The organism is Burkholderia sp. YIM B11467 (genome assembly GCF_052952715.1).
In genome coordinates this window covers 130,732-146,508 of sequence record NZ_JBQVSQ010000007.1, presented here as the reverse complement: position 1 = coordinate 146,508, position 15,777 = coordinate 130,732, and the positions used below count along the sequence as shown (strand labels likewise).

Genomic DNA, 15,777 nt, shown 5'->3' with positions numbered 1-15,777 from the left:
CGCCCCCCCACGCCCGCGCCCCGCGATCGGTTCCGGTTCCGGACGATCGCGGGGCGCGGGTCATGCGCGTCAGGCGGCCGCGGTCCCGCTGGCGGGCGTTGGCGTTGGTGCGGTCAGGCGAACCGTCACGGCGCGACGACCGGGTGCTTCAGCGCATGCGCGGTTTCGATCCACTGCGCGTGGAATTCGTCCGCGTCGGGCCGGAGTCCCAGCTCGCCGTTGCGATAGGCCATCGCGAGCGTCTGCACGGCTTCCGGCAACTCGTGTTCGGCGGCCCGGCGATACAGCGCCAGTGCGTGCGCGTCGTCGCGCGGCACGCCGCTGCCGTCGCGGTACGCGTTCGCGAGCATGAAGTCCGCGGCCGGGATCTCCGCGCGCGACGCGATCCCGAACCAGTGCGCGGCCTGCACCGGATCGGCGGCGATGCCGTAGCCGCTGCGATAGATCAGCCCGAGGTAATACGCGGCGGCCGGGTCGCCCTGTTCGGCGGCTTCGCCGAGCAGCGCGCGGGCGCGTGCGTAGTCCTTCGGGATGTCGCCGCTGCCGAGCAGCAGTGCCTTGCCGAGCGCGAGCTGCGCGCGCCGCGCGGCCGCTGCGTCGGCCTTGCCGTTGGCCTGCGCGGCGGTTTCCAGCCAGCCGCGCCCCTCGTCGCGCAGCCCCGGCTCGCGCGCGTCGACGAGCGCGATGCCGAGCGCCGCCTGCGCGGCGCCCGACCCGCGGCGTGCAAGGGTGCGCAATTGCGCGAGCGCGTGCGGCTCGGTGGCCTGCGTGACCATCGCCTGCCACTCGTCGAGCTGCGCGGCGCTCGGCGCGGGGCCGGCCCCGCGCAGGCCGGTCGCCGCGACGACGGCCGCGACGGTCACGGCCGCCGCCGCGAGCAGCGCGGCCGGCGGGAGTTTCGTGCGCAGCAGGCGCCGCGCGGCGGCGGCGAGGCCGGTTTCGGCCGGCCGCATCGTCCGGATCGGTTGCATCGCGTGTCTCATTGCGTCAGGTCGATCTCGTAAATGGCGAGGTTCTTGCCCGAGCCGTCGTCGGCCGCGACCTGCGTGATGCCGGCCAGACCGGCCGCCGCCGCGTCGCCGAGACGGTTCGGCGCGGACGCGAACTGCACGTGCGCGACCGAGCTCGCGAGCTTCGTGAAGCGCCAGCTGCGCTGCGCGCCGTCGGCCGTGCGCGTGATCTTGCCGCGCTGCTTCACGAACGCGATCAGCACGTCGCGGTTCGCATCCGGCGACGCGAAGATCGTCTTGCTGCCGTCGAGGCCCGGGAAGTTGCCGCCGCCGCTCGCGCGGTAGTTGTTGGTCGCGACGATGAACTGCGCGTTCGGGTCGATCGGCGCGCCCTTGTACGTGAGGTTCCTGATCCGGCTGCCGAGCGGCTGCGTGACGTCGATTTCGTACGCGAGATCGGCGGACGTGAACATGTCGAAGTTGTAGCCGGGGAAGGTGCTGACGAGCGGCTGCACGGTCGCCTTGGTCGGGTCGATCCGGTTGAAGCGCTTCGCGGCCGTCTCGAGCCAGTTCTTCACGTCGGCGCCGCTGACCTTCACCGCGTACACGGTGTTCGGATACAGGTACAGGTCGGCCGCGTTGTTGATCGCGAGCGCGCCCGGCGCGACGTCGGTGTAGTCGCTGCCGCCGCCGAAGCCGCTCTTGAACGGCGCGCTGACCGACAGCACCGGCAGCGACGCGTACTGCGGCAGGTTCGTCTGCACGTAGGTCTTCACGTAGTCGGCCTGCGCCTCGTTGACGATCTGGATCGCGCCCGGATCGCCAACATCCGCGAAGTACGAGTTCATCCGGTAGTCGGTCGAGCCGATCGGCGTCTTCACGTAGTCGATCGTCGCCTGATGCTCGGCGGCGATCGCCGCGGATACCGACGGATCGGCCGCGACGTAGGACTTGTCGGCGTTCTGGATCGGTCGCGCCTCGACGGTCGTCTGCGACTTGTCGACGCTCCACGCCTTGCCGTCGAACTTCAGGCCGAGCTTGATCACGCCGAGGTGCTTGCCCCAGTAGTTGGCCATCACGGTCGGTACGCCGTTGACGGTGCCCTTGACCTTGTCGACGCCCGGCAGGTTGAACTGCGACACGGTGCTGTTCGCGTCCGGGAACACCTGGTGCGAGTGGCCGATCAGCATCGCGTCGATGCCGGACACGGTCGACAGCCACCAGCTGCCGTTCTCCATCGTCGGCGAATACGCGGAGTTGTCGAGGCCGCCGTGCGAGATCGCGACGACGAGATCGGCGCCCTTCGCGCGCATCTCGGGAATGTACTTCTCGGCGGCTTCCTTCAGGCCGGTCGTGTAGACCTTGCCGTCGAGCCAGCGCTTGTCCCAGTTCATGATCGCGGGCGGCGTGAAGCCGATGATGCCGATCTTCACGGGTGCGCTGACCGTCTTGCCGTCCGGCGTCGTCGCCGTCACCGTGCGGGTCAGGATCGTGTACGGCGTGAACAGCGGCGCGTTGGTCTTTGCGCTGATCACGTTCGCGAGCACCTGCGGGAAGTTCGGGCCCGCGCACTTCTTCTGCTGGGCCGGGGCCGGCAGGCCGTCGACCTCGAACGTGTTGCCGGTCACCTGCGACAGGTACGGCAGCCCGTAGTTGAATTCGTGGTTGCCGATCCCGCCGCCGTCGAATTTCGCGGCGTTCATCACCTTGTAGATCGCGAGCGTCTGGTCGCAGCCGACCGGCTTCACGAGTGCCTGGTAGTCCGACAGCGCGGTACCCTGGATCGTGTCGCCGTTGTCGAGCAGCAGCGTGTTCGGATACTGCGCGCGCGCCTGCGCGATCAGTGTCGACACGCGCTCGAAGCCGAGCGAATTGTCGGCGGCGAGCTTGAAATAGTCGTACGACAGCACGTTGGTGTGCAGGTCGGTCGTCTCGAGCAGCGCGAGCGTGGCCTTCGTGCCGACCGGCGTCTGGGCCTGCGGCTGCGACGGCGGCGGGGCGGAGATGTCGTCGCCGCCGCAGCCGGCGAGGGCAAAGGCGAGGCTGGCGAGCGCGGTGGCGGCCGGTACGCGGCGGCGGGAAAGCGGGGGGAAACGCATCGGTTGTCCTGTTCGGTGTTCTGTTCTGTTTTGGCGAGGTGCGCAACACAATGGCGGCGCGGGGCGCCGACGGCCTGAGGTGCGGCGCGTGAGAGTATCGAAAGGAAACGTGACGGAAGAATGAAAGGTGATGACGCCGGCCGCGGGCGGCGGTGTGCGGCGGCCGACGAGCAGACCCGGGCCGGGCGCCCCCAGCCAGGCGCCCCCACGGAAATCCTCACGTCGCGGCGCCGGGCGGTTCGCTACAATGGCCGCTGTCATCCTTTTGCAAACAACCTGCCCTTGGACTTCGAGACTCCTCCCGGCCTGTCGGTCGACGCCGGCGGCCAGGGCCGGACGGTGCGCCTGTACGGCCAGTGGACCGCGCTCGCGCTCGCGCGCAATCGCGGCGCGGTCGCGCGCCGCGTCGCGAGCATCGGCTCCGGGCGCGTGAGCGAATGGGATCTGTCCGGCATCGAGCGGCTCGACCACGTCGGCGGCCAGGCACTGTGGCGCGTGTGGGGCCGCAAGCTGCCGGCCGGCGTCGCGCTGAGCGCCACGCAGCGCACGATCTTCGAGCGCATCGAGCGGCTCGACAGCGCGCGCGAGGCGCCCGAGCGCGTCGTGCGCTTCGATCCCGTCACGCGGCTCGGCCAGGCGATCTTCTCGTTCGGCGAACACCTGCAGGGCGGCATCGCGATGTTCGGCCTCGTGATCCTCGATGCGCTGTCGGTGCTGCGCCGCCCGCGGACCATGCCGTGGAAGGAAACCTCGGCGAACATTTACAGCGCCGGCGCGCAGGCGCTGCCGATCACCGCGCTCGTCGCGTTCCTGATCGGCATCGTGCTCAGCTACCTGTCCGCGCAGCAGCTGCAGATGTTCGGCGCGAACCGCTACATCGTGAACATCCTCGGGCTGTCGGTGATCCGCGAACTCGGGCCGGTGCTGTCGGCGATCCTCGTCGCGGGCCGCTCGGGCTCGGCGATCACCGCGCAGATCGGCGTGATGCGCGTGACCGAAGAGCTCGACGCGATGCGCGTGATGGGCATCCCGCACGGGCTGCGGCTGATCCTGCCGCGCGTGCTCGCGCTCGGCGTCGCGATGCCGCTGCTCGTGATGTGGACCAACATCATCGCGCTGACCGGCGGCGCGCTCGCCGCGAAGCTCGTGCTCGGGATCGACGTCAACTATTTCGTGCGCTCGCTGCCGGGCGTCGTGCCGATCGCCAACCTGTACATCGGCGTCGGCAAGGGTGTCGTGTTCGGCATGCTGATCGCGCTGGTCGCCTGCCATTTCGGCTTCCGGATCAAGGCGAACTCGCAGAGCCTCGGCGAAGGCACGACCACGTCGGTCGTGTCGTCGATCACGGTCGTGATCCTCGCGGACGCGGTGTTCGCGATCCTGTTCCAGAACGTGGGGCTCGGATGAACGCGTCGAACGAATCGGCGGCCGATGCCGCTCCGGCCGATACCGGCGACCTCGTGATCGAGGTGCGCAACCTGACGAAGCGCTACGGGCGCAACATCATTCACCAGAAGCTCGACTTCGACGTGCGGCGCGGCGAGATCGTGTCGGTCGTCGGCGGTTCGGGCTCGGGCAAGACCACGCTCGTGCGGCAGATCCTCGGCCTCGAGCGGCCGACGTCGGGCACGATCAAGGTGTTCGGCGAGGACACGGCGACGATCGACGACGCGAGCGCGCGGATGATGCGCACGCGCTCGGGGATGCTGTTCCAGCAGGGCGCGCTGTTCTCGTCGATGACGGTGTTCGACAACGTCGCGCAGCCGCTGCGCGAGCTCGGCCGCGTGCCGCCGGACCTGCTGCACGACATCGTGATGCTGAAGCTCGAGATGGTCGGGCTGCCGTGCAAGCACGCGTCGAAGATGCCGGCCGCGCTGTCGGGCGGGATGGTGAAGCGGGTCGGCATCGCGCGCGCGATCGCGCTCGAGCCCGAACTGCTGTTCCTCGACGAGCCGACGGCCGGCCTGGACCCGCAGGCATCGGACGAATTCGTCGAGCTGATCGCGACGCTGCACCGCACGCTCGGGCTGACCGTCGTGATGGTGACGCACGATCTCGACACGATGGTCGCGCTGTCGACGCGCGTCGCGGTGCTGGCCGACCGCAAGGTGCTGGTCGCCGCGCCGGTCGAGGAGGTCGCGAACGTCGACCATCCGTTCATCCACGAATATTTCCTGGGGCTGCGCGGGCGCCGCGCATTGCAGGCGCTGCCGCCCGAGCGGCGCGCGAAGCTGCCGAAGGCGGCCCTCGAACCGGCGCTGTCGAGCGTCGAGCTGTAGGCAAGGCAAGGAGCAAGGAATCCGCGAATGGAAAACAAATCACATGCGTTCTGGGCCGGCCTGTTCACGATCGCGCTGACGCTCGCGATCGCGGGCACCGTGTTCTGGTTCAACGTCGACCGCACCGTGCGCGTGCCGTACGACCTGCTCGCGCGCACCAACGTGACGGGGCTGTTCCCGGACGCGGCCGTGCGGTTTCGCGGCCTCGACGTCGGCAAGGTGCAGTCGATCGGCTTCGATCGCACGCATCCGGGCCAGATCCGGATCCGGATTCTCGTCGACCACGATGCGCCGATCACGCAGTCGACCTACGGCAGTCTCGGTTTCCAGGGCGTGACGGGCATCGCGTTCGTGCAGCTCGAGGATACGGGCCGCGACCTGGCGCCGCTGCCGTCGTCGCCCAAGGCGATCGCGCAGATCCCGATGCGGCCGAGCCTGTTCGACCAGATCCAGGAGCGCGGCGACGTGCTGCTGCGGCAGCTCGAACTGGCCGCGAAGAGCGCGAACGCGCTGATGTCGCCCGAGATGCGCGAGCAGTTGCGCGCGACCGCCGAAAGCCTGCAGCACGCGGCCGACGGCGCGACGACGCTGTCGAAGCAGCTCGCCCCGGCCGTCGCCGCGCTGCCGGAGACGATGCACCAGGTGAACCGCACGATGGCGTCGGCGAACACGCTGCTGCAGCCGAACGGGCCGCTCGTGTCGAACCTGAACAAGGCCGGCACGGCCGCGGAGCAGGTCGGCGTCGCACTGAACGATCTCAACGCGCGCGTGCAGTACGACACGCTGCCGCGCTTCAATGCGCTGGCCGGCAGTGTCGGCGACGCGTCGCGGCAATTGAAGGACGTCGCCGGTGAACTCGGCCGCAACCCGCGCAGTCTGTTGTTCGGTACGCCTGGCTCGGCGCCCGGGCCCGGTGAAGCGGGCTTCGTGTGGCCGGGTGCGACGGCCGGGCAGTGACGCCCATCGAAACCGGAAACATCATGCAGGAACACGCCATGCCACGAATCCTTGACCGCGCGCTGCGTCCGGCCGCGGCCGCGCTCGCCGTGCTGACGCTCTCGCTTGCGGCCGGGTGCGCCGGCAACAGCGCGGCGCTGTCGAATGTCCATTACGACCTCGGGCCGGCTGCTTCGGTCGTGACGGCCGGCGCGGGCCCCGCGCTGAAGGTGCTCGACGTCGCCGCGCCCGATGCGCTCGATTCGGACAAGTTCGCGTATCGCCTCGCGTACGCGGATGCGCAGCACGTGGCCGTCTATCGCGACAGCCGCTGGACGGCACCGCCCGCGCAACTGCTCACGCAGCGGCTGCGCGGCGCGCTGTCGGCGCGCGGCGCGGTGCTCGAAGGCTCCGACGGCGTGCGCGCACCGACCCTCAAGGTCGACCTGAACGAATTCGAGCAGGTGTTCGACGGCCAGTCGCAGAGCCACGGCGCCGTCACCGCGCGCGCGACGCTGACGCTGGACGGCAAGGTGCTCGGCCAGCGCACGTTCGTCGCGCGTGCGCCGTCGAGCACGCCCGATGCGGCCGGCGGTGCGCGCGCGCTCGCGGCGGCGAGCGACGAGCTCGTGTCGCAGATCGCCGCGTGGGTCGGCATGCAGGCGTACGCGGGCACGCCGTGACGCGTGCCGCGCAGCCGCGATGAACGCGCCCGGCGCGCCCCGCGCGTCGTCGCTCGCGCGGCAGGCCTTTGCCGCTTACGCGGCGCTCATCGTCTACGCATCGCTGTATCCGTTCGAAGGCTGGGTGTCGCTCGGCATCGGGCCGTTCGACTACCTGTTCGCGCCGATGCAGCGCTACGTGACCGCATTCGACGTGGTCACGAACGTGCTCGGCTATTTGCCGTTCGGCGCGCTCGGTGTGCTCGCGCTGCACCCACGCTGGCGCGGCGTGGCCGCGACGCTGATCGCGGGCGGGCTCGGCGTGCTGCTGTCGGGCTCGATGGAGGCGCTGCAGACCTACCTGCCGACGCGCGTCGCGTCGAATCTCGATCTCGCGGCCAATGCGCTCGGCGCGCTGCTGGGCGCGGCGCTCGTCGCGCCGGCCACGGGCGCGCTGCTCGACCGCGGCGCGCTGCGCCGGCTGCGCTTCGCGTGGTTCGAGGTGGACGGCGCGACGCCGCTGCTGCTCGCCGGGCTGTGGCCGTTCGCGATCCTGTTTCCGTCGCCGTTCCTGTTCGGTATCGGCGACTGGCCGGCCGCGCTGTGGGAGCGCGCCGACGCGTCGATGCAGGACGCGCTGCTCGCGTGGCTGCCGGCCGCGTGGCGCGTGAGCGAATGGCCCGAGCGCGTCGACGGCTGGTTGTCCGACGCCGCGTGGGAAGCCGCGCTCGGCGGGCTGATGCTGTTCGCCGCGCTGGCGATCGCGTCGCTCGCGATGCGGCCGCGCGCGCCGCGCATCCGGCTCCTGATCGCGTTCGTCGCCGCGACGCTGGTGCTGAAGGCGGCCGCGACGTTCATGCAGTCGGCCACCGGCCTCGTCGTCGTGTGGGCGACGCCCGGCGCGCGGCTCGGGATCGAGCTCGGTTTCGCGGCCGCGCTCGTCGCGCTGCGCGTGCCGGCGACGTGGCGCGCAACGCTCGCGGCGCTCGCATTGCTGGCCGGCGTGGCGCTCGTCAACCTGCTGCCCGTCAATCCGTTCTTCGATTTCACGCTGTCGGGCTGGCGGCAGGGCCGCTATGTGCACTTCAACAGCATCGCGCGCTGGCTCGCGTGGATCTGGCCCTACGCGGCGCTGATCTGGCTCGGCCAGCGCGTCGAGCACGCGTGGCTGCCGGCCGCGTTGCGCCGCTGACGCGGCGCTTCGGGCGGGGCGGCCGCTGCTTCGTCGCGGGCAGCGGTGCGCGCCGGTCGCTATAATCGTCCGGACCATCATCCGTTGCCCCGTGCAACGGCAATCGCTCCTCTTTCCGCACGGCATCGCGCCGGGCCGCTCGCCACCATCATGGATTCCTACTACCAGCACCACGTCTTCTTCTGCCTGAACCAGCGCGACCCGGACGCCGAACGCCCGAGCTGCGCGCAATGCGACGCGCAGACCATGCAGGAATACGCGAAAAAGCGCGTGAAGGAACTCGGCCTCGCGGGGCCCGGCAAGGTCCGCATCAACAAGGCCGGCTGCCTCGACCGTTGCGAGGAAGGGCCCGTGATGGTCGTGTATCCGGAAGGCACGTGGTACACGTATGTCGACCAGGCCGACATCGACGAGATCGTCGAATCGCACCTGCGCGACGGCAAGGTCGTCGACCGTCTGAAGATCTGAGCGGGTCGGCCGAATGAACGTTCATACGCAGAAGTCGCTGATCGCGGGCCCGGTCGGGCAGATCGAAATCGCGGTCGACCTGCCCGATGCCGTGCGCGAAGGCGGTGCCGCGCCGCGCGGCATCGCGCTCGTCGCGCATCCGCATCCGCTGTTCGGCGGCACGATGGACAACAAGGTCGCGCAAACGCTGGCGCGCACGCTGGTCCAGCTCGACTACGTCGTCTACCGGTCGAACTTCCGCGGCGTCGGCGCGACCGAAGGCGTGCACGACAACGGCACCGGCGAAGCCGACGACCTGCTCGCGGTGCTCGCGCACATGCGCGCGCAGCCCGCGTATGCGGACCTGCCGCTCGTGCTCGCGGGTTTCTCGTTCGGCACCTTCGTGCTGTCGCACGTCGCGAAGCGGCTGCGCGACGCGGGCGAGACGATCGAGCGGATGGTGTTCGTCGGTACGGCCGCGAGCCGCTGGCAGGTGGCCGACGTGCCCGAGAACACGCTCGTGATTCACGGCGAAACCGACGATACGGTGCCGATCGCATCGGTGTACGACTGGGCGCGGCCGCAGGAACTGCCGGTCGTCGTGATCCCCGGCGCCGAACATTTCCTCCATCGCAAGCTGCACGTGCTGAAGCGCATCATCGTCGACGCGTGGCGCTGACCGGCTGACCGCCGACGGCTCACCTCGCGCACCCGGCACTCGCCGGACGCGCCACTTCACCCGCGCGACATCGCGCCGCAGCGTGCGGCGCAACCCGACTTGCACACCGCCTGCGCGCGCCTTTCGCGCGGCTTCGAGCGTGATGACCGGCGGCGCACCCGCGCTATGCTCTCGAAGCCGGTATGCGGCCGTCCGGCGACCGTGCCGTGTCCGACGCCAATCCGTACTGATGTGCTGCACCTTCGCGCCCGTGGCGGCGTGGCAATTCCTCGCGATGCCGCTGCGCATCGCCGCGGTTTGCGCGTTGCCGCGAGCGTGAATCCGCCGGCACATCGGCACCGCCTGGCAGCGGGCACGACACCCGGTTCGCGAAAACGCCCTTCGCGGCCACGTATAATGGCCGCATTCCGCGTCGCCCGCGGCCCGGCTGGGCCCATGCGGCGCTCGTTTCGCCGCCTGTCCGCCCGCTCGCGACGGCCGCGAACCGAACGCGTCCGCACGAGTCCAACCGGCGCGTTTCGCGTCGCCCGACGATTTCGGGCGAGTGCCCGAAACGCCCGCCGCCTTGCCGTTCAACCCTGCGCGTTTCGCACCGCACTTTCTGCCATCAGCCTGAATCGATCATGCGTCTGTCTCCCCAAGGCCTCAAGTCCCTCGCTTCCTCCATCGCCTTTGGCACCGCCGCGCGTAACGTCGCGCTCGGCGTGATGCTGCCTGTCGCGCTCGCGTCGACGATCGTCGTCGCCGAGGCGAAGCCGGCCGCCAAGGCCAAGGCCGCGCATGCGGCGCCGGCCGCCGCCGCCGAGCAGTTCACCGGCGCGCCCGCGACCTACATGCCGGGCGCGGTGCCGCCGCCGGGCGTGAACGCGCGCTCGTGGGTGCTCGTCGATGCGACGAGCAACACGGTGCTTGCGTCGGGCAATGCGGACGAGCGTGTCGAGCCCGCGTCGCTGACCAAGCTGATGACGGCCTACCTCGTGTTCGAGGCGCTCGACAAGAAGAAGATCTCGATGGAGCAGATCGTCACGCCGAGCGACGCGGTACGCCGCGTCGGCCGCGACGAGTCGCGCATGTTCATCGAGGCGAACAAGCCGGTGTCGGTGCACGACCTCGTGTACGGGATGATCATCCAGTCGGGCAACGACGCCGCGATCGCGCTGGCCGAACTCGTCGGCGGCAGCGAAGGGCAGTTCGTCAACATGATGAACGACGAGGTCAAGCGCCTCGGCATGAAGGGCACGCATTTCGCCGACGTGAACGGCATGCCCGACCCGAACCACTACACGACGGCCGGCGACCTCGCGAACCTGTCGGCCCACCTGATCCGCGATTTTCCGCAGTACTACAGCATCTTCTCGGAGAAGGAATTCAAGTACAACAACATCCGCCAGGGCAACCGCAACCGTCTGCTGTGGCTCGACCCGACGGTCGACGGCCTGAAGACGGGCCATACGCAAGCGGCCGGCTACTGCCTGATCGCATCGGCCAAGCGCGCGATTCCGGGCGTGGACGGCCAGCGTCGCCTGGTGTCGGTGATGATGGGCGAGCAGAAGGAAGGCGAGCGCACGCAGGACAGCATGAAGATGCTGAACTACGGCTACAGCGCGTTCGATTCGGTGCGCCTGTTCAAGGGCGGCCAGGCGATCTCGACGCCGCGCATCTACAAGGGCAAGGAAAACACCGTGCAGGTCGGCGTGAAGAGCGACCAGTGGGCGACCGTGCCGCGCGGCCTCGGCGACAAGGTCAAGACGGAAGTCGACGTCAATGCGCCGCTGATCGCGCCGCTCGCGGAAGGCCAGCAGGTCGGCACCGTGAAGATCGTCGCCGACGGCAAGACGCTGTCCGAATTCCCGGTCGTTGCGCTGCAGGCGGTGCCGGAAGCGGGTATCTTCGGGCGTATCTGGGACTCGATCCTGCTGATGTTCAGCAAGAAGAAGTAAGCACGACGGGCCTTTGTTTTCACGACTTCATCCCCATCTGTCATAGCTATGAGCCAAGCCGAATTCGAACCGATCGTCTACCTCAGCGTCTCGTCGCAGGAGGAACTGGTGCCGCTGTCGGAAGCCCGTGTCCCGGTGCTCGACCGCGGGTTCATCTTCGGCGACGGCGTGTATGAAGTCGTCCCCGTTTATGCGCACGACGGCGCGCACGTGCCGTTCCGGATCGAGCAGCATCTGGAGCGGCTCGCGCGCAGCCTGAAGAAGATCGGCATCGAGAACCCGCACGACGCGGCCGGCTGGCGCGCGCTGATCGAGCGCGTCGTCGCGGCGAATGCCGACGGCCTCGGCGACGGCAACGCACTCGTGTATCTGCAGGTGACGCGCGGCGTCGCGAAGCGCGGCCATGCGTTCCCGGCGAACACGGTGCCGACGGTGTTCGCGATGACGAGCCCGCTGCGCCTGCCGCCGGAAGAGGAGCGCGCGAAGGGTGTGCGCTGCGTGACGGCCGAGGATCGCCGCTGGCTGCATTGCGACATCAAGTCGATCTCGCTGCTCGGCAACGTGCTGATGGCGCAACATGCGGCCGAACGCGACGCGTTCGAGACGCTGCAGTTGCGCGACGGCTACCTGACCGAAGGCTCGTCGTCGAACGTGTGGATCGTGAAGAACGGCGAACTGCTCGCGCCGCCGCGCAGCAACAAGATCCTCGAAGGGATCCGTTATGCGCTGGTCGAGCAGCTTGCCGACGAATGCGGCATTCGGTTCGTCGCACGCGAGATCAGCGAGGTCGAGCTGCGTGCCGCGGACGAGATCATGATCACGTCGGCCACGAAGGAAGTGCTGCCCGTCACGTCGCTCGACGATCTGCCCGTGCAGGGCGGCAAGCCGGGCCCCGTGTTCGCGGCGTTGTACGACGCGTACCAGCGTGCGAAGGCACGCGAGTTTGAACAGTTTGACCTAACCCGGAGAAAATGATGAGCGAACCGACCAAAACCGTCGAGGTCACCGGCGCGATCGAGACCCGGAAGGAGTCGCTGCTGGAGTTCCCGTGCGATTTCCCGATCAAGATCATGGGCAAGGCGCACCCCGAGTTCAAGGACACGATCTTCAAGGTCGTCGCCGTGCACGACAACGAGATCGATGTCGAGAAGATCGAGGAGCGCGCGTCGAGCGGCGGCAATTACACGGGCCTCACGATCACCGTGCGCGCGACGAGCCAGGAACAGCTCGACAACATCTACCGCGCACTGACCGGCCATCCGATGGTCAAGGTCGTACTCTAAGTTCCTCCTTCCTGCGCGCACTCGGCGGGGGTCTTCCCCGCCGCGCGCCGCGCGTCCAGCTCGTCGCACAGCCGCTTGAATTCGGCGACTTCCTCGAACAGCCAGGTCCTGAACGCCTGCACGCGCGGTGTGTTCAGCAGCGGCGGCGGACACACGAAGAAGTAGTGCCACGGGCTCGGCCCGTCGATGTCGAACAGGCGCACGATGCGCCCGTCCAGCAGGTCGTGCACCGCGAGCGAGCGGCGCACCAGTGCGATGCCCTGGCCGTCGATCGCGGCCAGCAGCAGGTTCGACGAATCCTGGTACAGAATCCCCCGCTTCGGCTCGGTCAGCGTATCGAGCCCCGCCGCGTCAAACCACGGCCGCCACAGCTCGTCGTCCGAGCGCAGCAGGTTGTAGTGCGCGAGATCGGCGGGCGTCTGCGGCAGCTTGCCGCCGTTCAGCGTCGGTGCGCACGCCGGAAAGAACACTTCCTCGAACAGCGGCTCGACATGCAGCCCCGGATAGGTGCCGAAGCCGAAGCGGATCGCGAGATCGACGTCGTCGCGCGCGAAATCGGTGAGCGAGTTGGTCGATTGCAGCTCGACGTCGATTTCCGGATGCCGCTCGATGAACCGGCCGATGCGCGGCGTGATGAAGCGCGCGGCGAACGACGACAGCATCGACACCACGAGGCGCCGGTCGCGGTCGCTCGCGCGCACGTCGCGGGTCGCGTCGGCGATCACCATCAGCGCGCCGCGCACCTGCTGCGCGTAGCGCATGCCGGCGTCGGTCAGGCACAGCCGCTTGCCGTTGCGCGTGAAAAGCTGCACGCCGAGCTCTTCCTCGAGCGCGCGCACCTGGTGGCTGACCGCGCCGTGCGTGACGAACAGCTCGTCGGCGGCGCGCGAGAAATTCTCGTGACGGGCGGCGGCTTCGAACGCGCGAATCGCATTCAGCGCAGGTAGCTGTCGGAGGTCCATTTGCTAATTTTCCTCACATCGACGTGAAAATTGGTCGTTTGGTCGGACGCCTTGAAGTGACTACGATTGTAGCCATCGAAGCATTTATTGGCGGAGTCGATCATGCAAGAAATTTCTTCAAGCATCACGTTCGAAATCCCCGCGGGCGAAACGGTGCCGATGAAGGTGCAACGCAGCACGCGGCTGGTGGTCCAGTGCGGGCCGGTGTGGGCCACGCGCAGCAACGACGTCGACGACTACTTCCTGGTCGACGGCGAGACGCTGAAGCTGCGCCGCGGCGAGCGGCTGTGGCTCAGCGCGGAAGGCCGGGAGGGCGCGTGCGTCGCGTTCTCGGTGTCGCGGCCGACCCGGGAGGTCGCGCTCGGCGGGCTGGCACGGCTGCGCGAACGCGTCACCGCGCTGTTCCATGACGGATGGCGCACCGTCTGACCGGCATTTCCTCTGACGGATACCGGTTATCCGTCCCTTTCCAGGGCCGGCGAGACCCATGGGTTTTCGGTAAACTACCGCCCATGTTCGTTTCGCCGGTTTCCATCGTGTCCACGCCTGTCGCCGTTTCCGCAACGCCCGCCGAATCGCCGGTTCACCCGGTCACCGTGCGCTGGCGGGGCGTCGAGCCCTACGAAACGAGCTTCGACGCGATGCGCGCGTTCACCGACACGCGCACGGCCGACACCGGCGACGAGATCTGGGTGGTCGAGCATTCGCCCGTCTACACGCTCGGCCAGGCCGGTGACCCGGCCCACCTGCTGGTGGCCGACAGCGGCGTGCCGCTCGTGAAGGTCGACCGCGGCGGACAAATCACCTACCACGGCCCCGGCCAGATCGTCGTCTACCTGCTGCTGGACCTGCGCCGGCGCAAGCTGATGGTGCGCACGCTCGTGACGAAGATCGAGGAGGCCGTGATCGAAACCCTCGCGGCGTATAATCTCGCTTCGGTCCGCAAGGCGGGCGCGCCCGGGATCTACGTGGCATCCGGCGCGCACGAAGGCGCGAAAATCGCGGCCCTCGGCCTGAAGATCCGCAACGGCTGCAGCTATCACGGGCTGAGCCTGAACGTGAAGATGGATCTGCGCCCGTTTCTTGCGATCAACCCGTGCGGCTATGCCGGACTGGAAACTGTCGACATGGCGAGCCTCGAGGTTGCCGCCGACTGGAACGACGTCGCCCACACGCTGGTGCGCCGTCTGATCGCCAACCTCGACGGCGCATCCGCGGCCGCCGACAAGCCGCAGGCACTGGAACATTCGAATGACTGACGTTACCGCTTCTCCCGCACCGGCCGATTCGGCCGCGACCCCGGCCTACGATCCGACCGCCAAGCAGAAGGCGCAGGCGAAGACGGCGCGCATCCCGATCAAGGTCATTCCGATCGAGAAGCTGAAGAAGCCCGAGTGGATCCGCGTGAAGGCGGCCACCGGCAGCTCGCGTTTCAACGAGATCAAGACGATCCTGCGCGAGCACAACCTGCATACCGTGTGCGAGGAAGCGAGCTGCCCGAACATCGGCGAATGCTTCGGCAAGGGCACCGCGACGTTCATGATCATGGGCGACAAGTGCACGCGCCGCTGCCCGTTCTGCGACGTCGGCCACGGCCGCCCCGATCCGCTCGACACCGATGAACCGAAGAACCTCGCGCGCACGATCGCCGCGCTGAAGCTCAAGTACGTGGTGATCACGAGCGTCGACCGCGACGACCTGCGCGACGGCGGTGCCGCCCACTTCGTCGAGTGCATCCGCGAAACGCGCGAGCAGTCGCCGGACACGCGCATCGAGATCCTGACGCCGGACTTCCGCGGCCGTCTCGACCGCGCGATCTCGATCCTGAACGCCGCGCCGCCCGACGTGATGAACCACAACCTCGAAACGGTGCCGCGCCTGTACAAGGAAGCGCGCCCGGGTTCGGACTACGCGCACTCGCTGAAGCTGCTGAAGGATTTCAAGGCGCTGCATCCGCACGTCGCGACGAAGTCGGGCCTGATGGTCGGCCTCGGCGAGACCGAAGAGGAAATCCTGCAGGTGATGCGCGACCTGCGCGCGCACGACGTCGACATGCTGACGATCGGCCAGTACCTGCAACCGTCCGAGCACCACCTGCCGGTGCGTGCGTACGTGCATCCGGATACGTTCAAGATGTACGAGGAAGAGGCGTACAAGATGGGCTTCACGCACGCGGCCGTTGGCGCGATGGTGCGTTCGAGCTATCACGCCGATCTGCAGGCGCATGGGGCCGGCGTGGTCTGAGCGTCGCGTTCCCGCTGCATTCACGCAGTCGAAAAAGCCCGCAGCGATGCGGGCTTTTTTGTTGCTGCCGCTCGGAATATGCCCAACCGGCCGAATTGATCTCC

The 15,777-nt window shown here is 68.5% G+C and carries 16 protein-coding genes; 13 read left to right on the top strand and 3 right to left on the bottom strand.

Annotated features, from left to right (window positions below; all coding sequences use genetic code 11):
- Positions 1–125 precede the first annotated feature (125 nt).
- Positions 126–971, bottom strand: a complete 846-nt coding sequence (locus tag ACTRWB_RS23935) for a tetratricopeptide repeat protein (RefSeq protein WP_446903363.1) — start codon at positions 969–971, stop codon at positions 126–128.
- A gap of 8 nt (positions 972–979) precedes the next feature.
- Entirely contained in the window at positions 980–3,049 is a 2,070-nt protein-coding gene (locus tag ACTRWB_RS23930) for a bifunctional 2',3'-cyclic-nucleotide 2'-phosphodiesterase/3'-nucleotidase (protein WP_446903362.1), read from the bottom strand.
- A gap of 282 nt (positions 3,050–3,331) precedes the next feature.
- On the opposite strand from ACTRWB_RS23930, the gene ACTRWB_RS23925 reads away from it, so the two are divergent.
- The 10 genes from ACTRWB_RS23925 to ACTRWB_RS23880 all read left to right on the top strand — a co-directional run bounded on the left by ACTRWB_RS23925 (position 3,332) and on the right by ACTRWB_RS23880 (position 12,467).
- Positions 3,332–4,456: an MlaE family ABC transporter permease gene (locus tag ACTRWB_RS23925; RefSeq protein ID WP_129513064.1), complete on the top strand. Its 1,125-nt coding sequence runs from the start codon at positions 3,332–3,334 to the stop codon at positions 4,454–4,456.
- Positions 4,453–5,328 (top strand): ABC transporter ATP-binding protein, encoded by an 876-nt coding sequence (locus tag ACTRWB_RS23920; RefSeq protein WP_412022956.1) that lies wholly within the window; start codon positions 4,453–4,455, stop codon positions 5,326–5,328. The genes ACTRWB_RS23925 and ACTRWB_RS23920 overlap by 4 nt, the downstream gene beginning before the upstream one ends.
- 27 nt (positions 5,329–5,355) lie before the next feature.
- The gene (locus tag ACTRWB_RS23915; protein WP_446903361.1) at positions 5,356–6,285 is read left to right on the top strand and encodes an MlaD family protein; all 930 of its coding nucleotides are present in this window, start codon (positions 5,356–5,358) and stop codon (positions 6,283–6,285) included.
- 38 nt (positions 6,286–6,323) lie between these two features.
- Positions 6,324–6,947, top strand: coding sequence for an ABC-type transport auxiliary lipoprotein family protein (locus ACTRWB_RS23910; protein WP_446903360.1), 624 nt, complete (start codon positions 6,324–6,326; stop codon positions 6,945–6,947).
- 19 nt (positions 6,948–6,966) lie between these two features.
- Positions 6,967–8,118 (top strand): VanZ family protein, encoded by a 1,152-nt coding sequence (locus ACTRWB_RS23905; RefSeq protein ID WP_446903359.1) that lies wholly within the window; start codon positions 6,967–6,969, stop codon positions 8,116–8,118.
- 150 nt (positions 8,119–8,268) lie between these two features.
- Positions 8,269–8,586 carry a (2Fe-2S) ferredoxin domain-containing protein gene (locus ACTRWB_RS23900; protein WP_446903358.1) on the top strand — a complete coding sequence of 106 codons (318 nt, stop codon included), beginning with the start codon at positions 8,269–8,271 and terminating at the stop codon, positions 8,584–8,586.
- 13 nt (positions 8,587–8,599) lie between these two features.
- The gene (locus tag ACTRWB_RS23895) at positions 8,600–9,244 is read left to right on the top strand and encodes an alpha/beta hydrolase (protein ID WP_048247130.1); all 645 of its coding nucleotides are present in this window, start codon (positions 8,600–8,602) and stop codon (positions 9,242–9,244) included.
- Between the two features lie 623 nt (positions 9,245–9,867).
- Positions 9,868–11,184 (top strand): D-alanyl-D-alanine carboxypeptidase family protein, encoded by a 1,317-nt coding sequence (locus tag ACTRWB_RS23890; protein ID WP_048247128.1) that lies wholly within the window; start codon positions 9,868–9,870, stop codon positions 11,182–11,184.
- Positions 11,185–11,232: 48 nt separating this feature from the next.
- On the top strand, positions 11,233–12,159 hold the full coding sequence (locus ACTRWB_RS23885) for a D-amino acid aminotransferase (protein ID WP_419685377.1): 927 nt from the start codon (positions 11,233–11,235) through the stop codon (positions 12,157–12,159).
- Positions 12,159–12,467 carry an HP0495 family protein gene (locus tag ACTRWB_RS23880; protein WP_011546305.1) on the top strand — a complete coding sequence of 103 codons (309 nt, stop codon included), beginning with the start codon at positions 12,159–12,161 and terminating at the stop codon, positions 12,465–12,467. The genes ACTRWB_RS23885 and ACTRWB_RS23880 overlap by 1 nt, the downstream gene beginning before the upstream one ends.
- Here ACTRWB_RS23880 and ACTRWB_RS23875 read toward each other — a convergent pair.
- A complete protein-coding gene (locus ACTRWB_RS23875; RefSeq protein ID WP_446903357.1) occupies positions 12,464–13,429 on the bottom strand; it encodes a transcriptional regulator GcvA in 966 nt (321 codons plus the stop codon). The genes ACTRWB_RS23880 and ACTRWB_RS23875 overlap by 4 nt on opposite strands.
- 102 nt (positions 13,430–13,531) lie before the next feature.
- On the opposite strand from ACTRWB_RS23875, the gene ACTRWB_RS23870 reads away from it, so the two are divergent.
- The 3 genes from ACTRWB_RS23870 (at position 13,532) to lipA (ending at position 15,673) form a co-directional block, all read left to right on the top strand.
- On the top strand, positions 13,532–13,858 hold the full coding sequence (locus ACTRWB_RS23870; RefSeq protein WP_048247164.1) for a DUF2917 domain-containing protein: 327 nt from the start codon (positions 13,532–13,534) through the stop codon (positions 13,856–13,858).
- Between the two features lie 83 nt (positions 13,859–13,941).
- Positions 13,942–14,688: a lipoyl(octanoyl) transferase LipB gene (gene lipB, locus ACTRWB_RS23865; RefSeq protein WP_446903489.1), complete on the top strand. Its 747-nt coding sequence runs from the start codon at positions 13,942–13,944 to the stop codon at positions 14,686–14,688.
- On the top strand, positions 14,681–15,673 hold the full coding sequence (lipA, locus tag ACTRWB_RS23860) for a lipoyl synthase (protein WP_048247121.1): 993 nt from the start codon (positions 14,681–14,683) through the stop codon (positions 15,671–15,673). Before lipB ends, lipA begins: the two co-directional genes overlap by 8 nt.
- Positions 15,674–15,777: the final 104 nt, after the last annotated feature.

Coding starts and splice junctions, on each gene's coding strand:
- ACTRWB_RS23935 (WP_446903363.1), bottom strand. CDS start 971: ATGCAACCGATCCGGACGATGCGGCCGGCCGAAACCGGCCTCGCCGCC.
- ACTRWB_RS23915 (WP_446903361.1), top strand. CDS start 5,356: ATGGAAAACAAATCACATGCGTTCTGGGCCGGCCTGTTCACGATCGCG.
- ACTRWB_RS23885 (WP_419685377.1), top strand. CDS start 11,233: ATGAGCCAAGCCGAATTCGAACCGATCGTCTACCTCAGCGTCTCGTCG.
- ACTRWB_RS23930 (WP_446903362.1), bottom strand. CDS start 3,049: ATGCGTTTCCCCCCGCTTTCCCGCCGCCGCGTACCGGCCGCCACCGCG.
- ACTRWB_RS23870 (WP_048247164.1), top strand. CDS start 13,532: ATGCAAGAAATTTCTTCAAGCATCACGTTCGAAATCCCCGCGGGCGAA.
- lipB (WP_446903489.1), top strand. CDS start 13,942: ATGTTCGTTTCGCCGGTTTCCATCGTGTCCACGCCTGTCGCCGTTTCC.
- ACTRWB_RS23880 (WP_011546305.1), top strand. CDS start 12,159: ATGAGCGAACCGACCAAAACCGTCGAGGTCACCGGCGCGATCGAGACC.
- lipA (WP_048247121.1), top strand. CDS start 14,681: ATGACTGACGTTACCGCTTCTCCCGCACCGGCCGATTCGGCCGCGACC.
- ACTRWB_RS23920 (WP_412022956.1), top strand. CDS start 4,453: ATGAACGCGTCGAACGAATCGGCGGCCGATGCCGCTCCGGCCGATACC.
- ACTRWB_RS23900 (WP_446903358.1), top strand. CDS start 8,269: ATGGATTCCTACTACCAGCACCACGTCTTCTTCTGCCTGAACCAGCGC.
- ACTRWB_RS23890 (WP_048247128.1), top strand. CDS start 9,868: ATGCGTCTGTCTCCCCAAGGCCTCAAGTCCCTCGCTTCCTCCATCGCC.
- ACTRWB_RS23910 (WP_446903360.1), top strand. CDS start 6,324: ATGCCACGAATCCTTGACCGCGCGCTGCGTCCGGCCGCGGCCGCGCTC.
- ACTRWB_RS23895 (WP_048247130.1), top strand. CDS start 8,600: ATGAACGTTCATACGCAGAAGTCGCTGATCGCGGGCCCGGTCGGGCAG.
- ACTRWB_RS23875 (WP_446903357.1), bottom strand. CDS start 13,429: ATGGACCTCCGACAGCTACCTGCGCTGAATGCGATTCGCGCGTTCGAA.
- ACTRWB_RS23905 (WP_446903359.1), top strand. CDS start 6,967: ATGAACGCGCCCGGCGCGCCCCGCGCGTCGTCGCTCGCGCGGCAGGCC.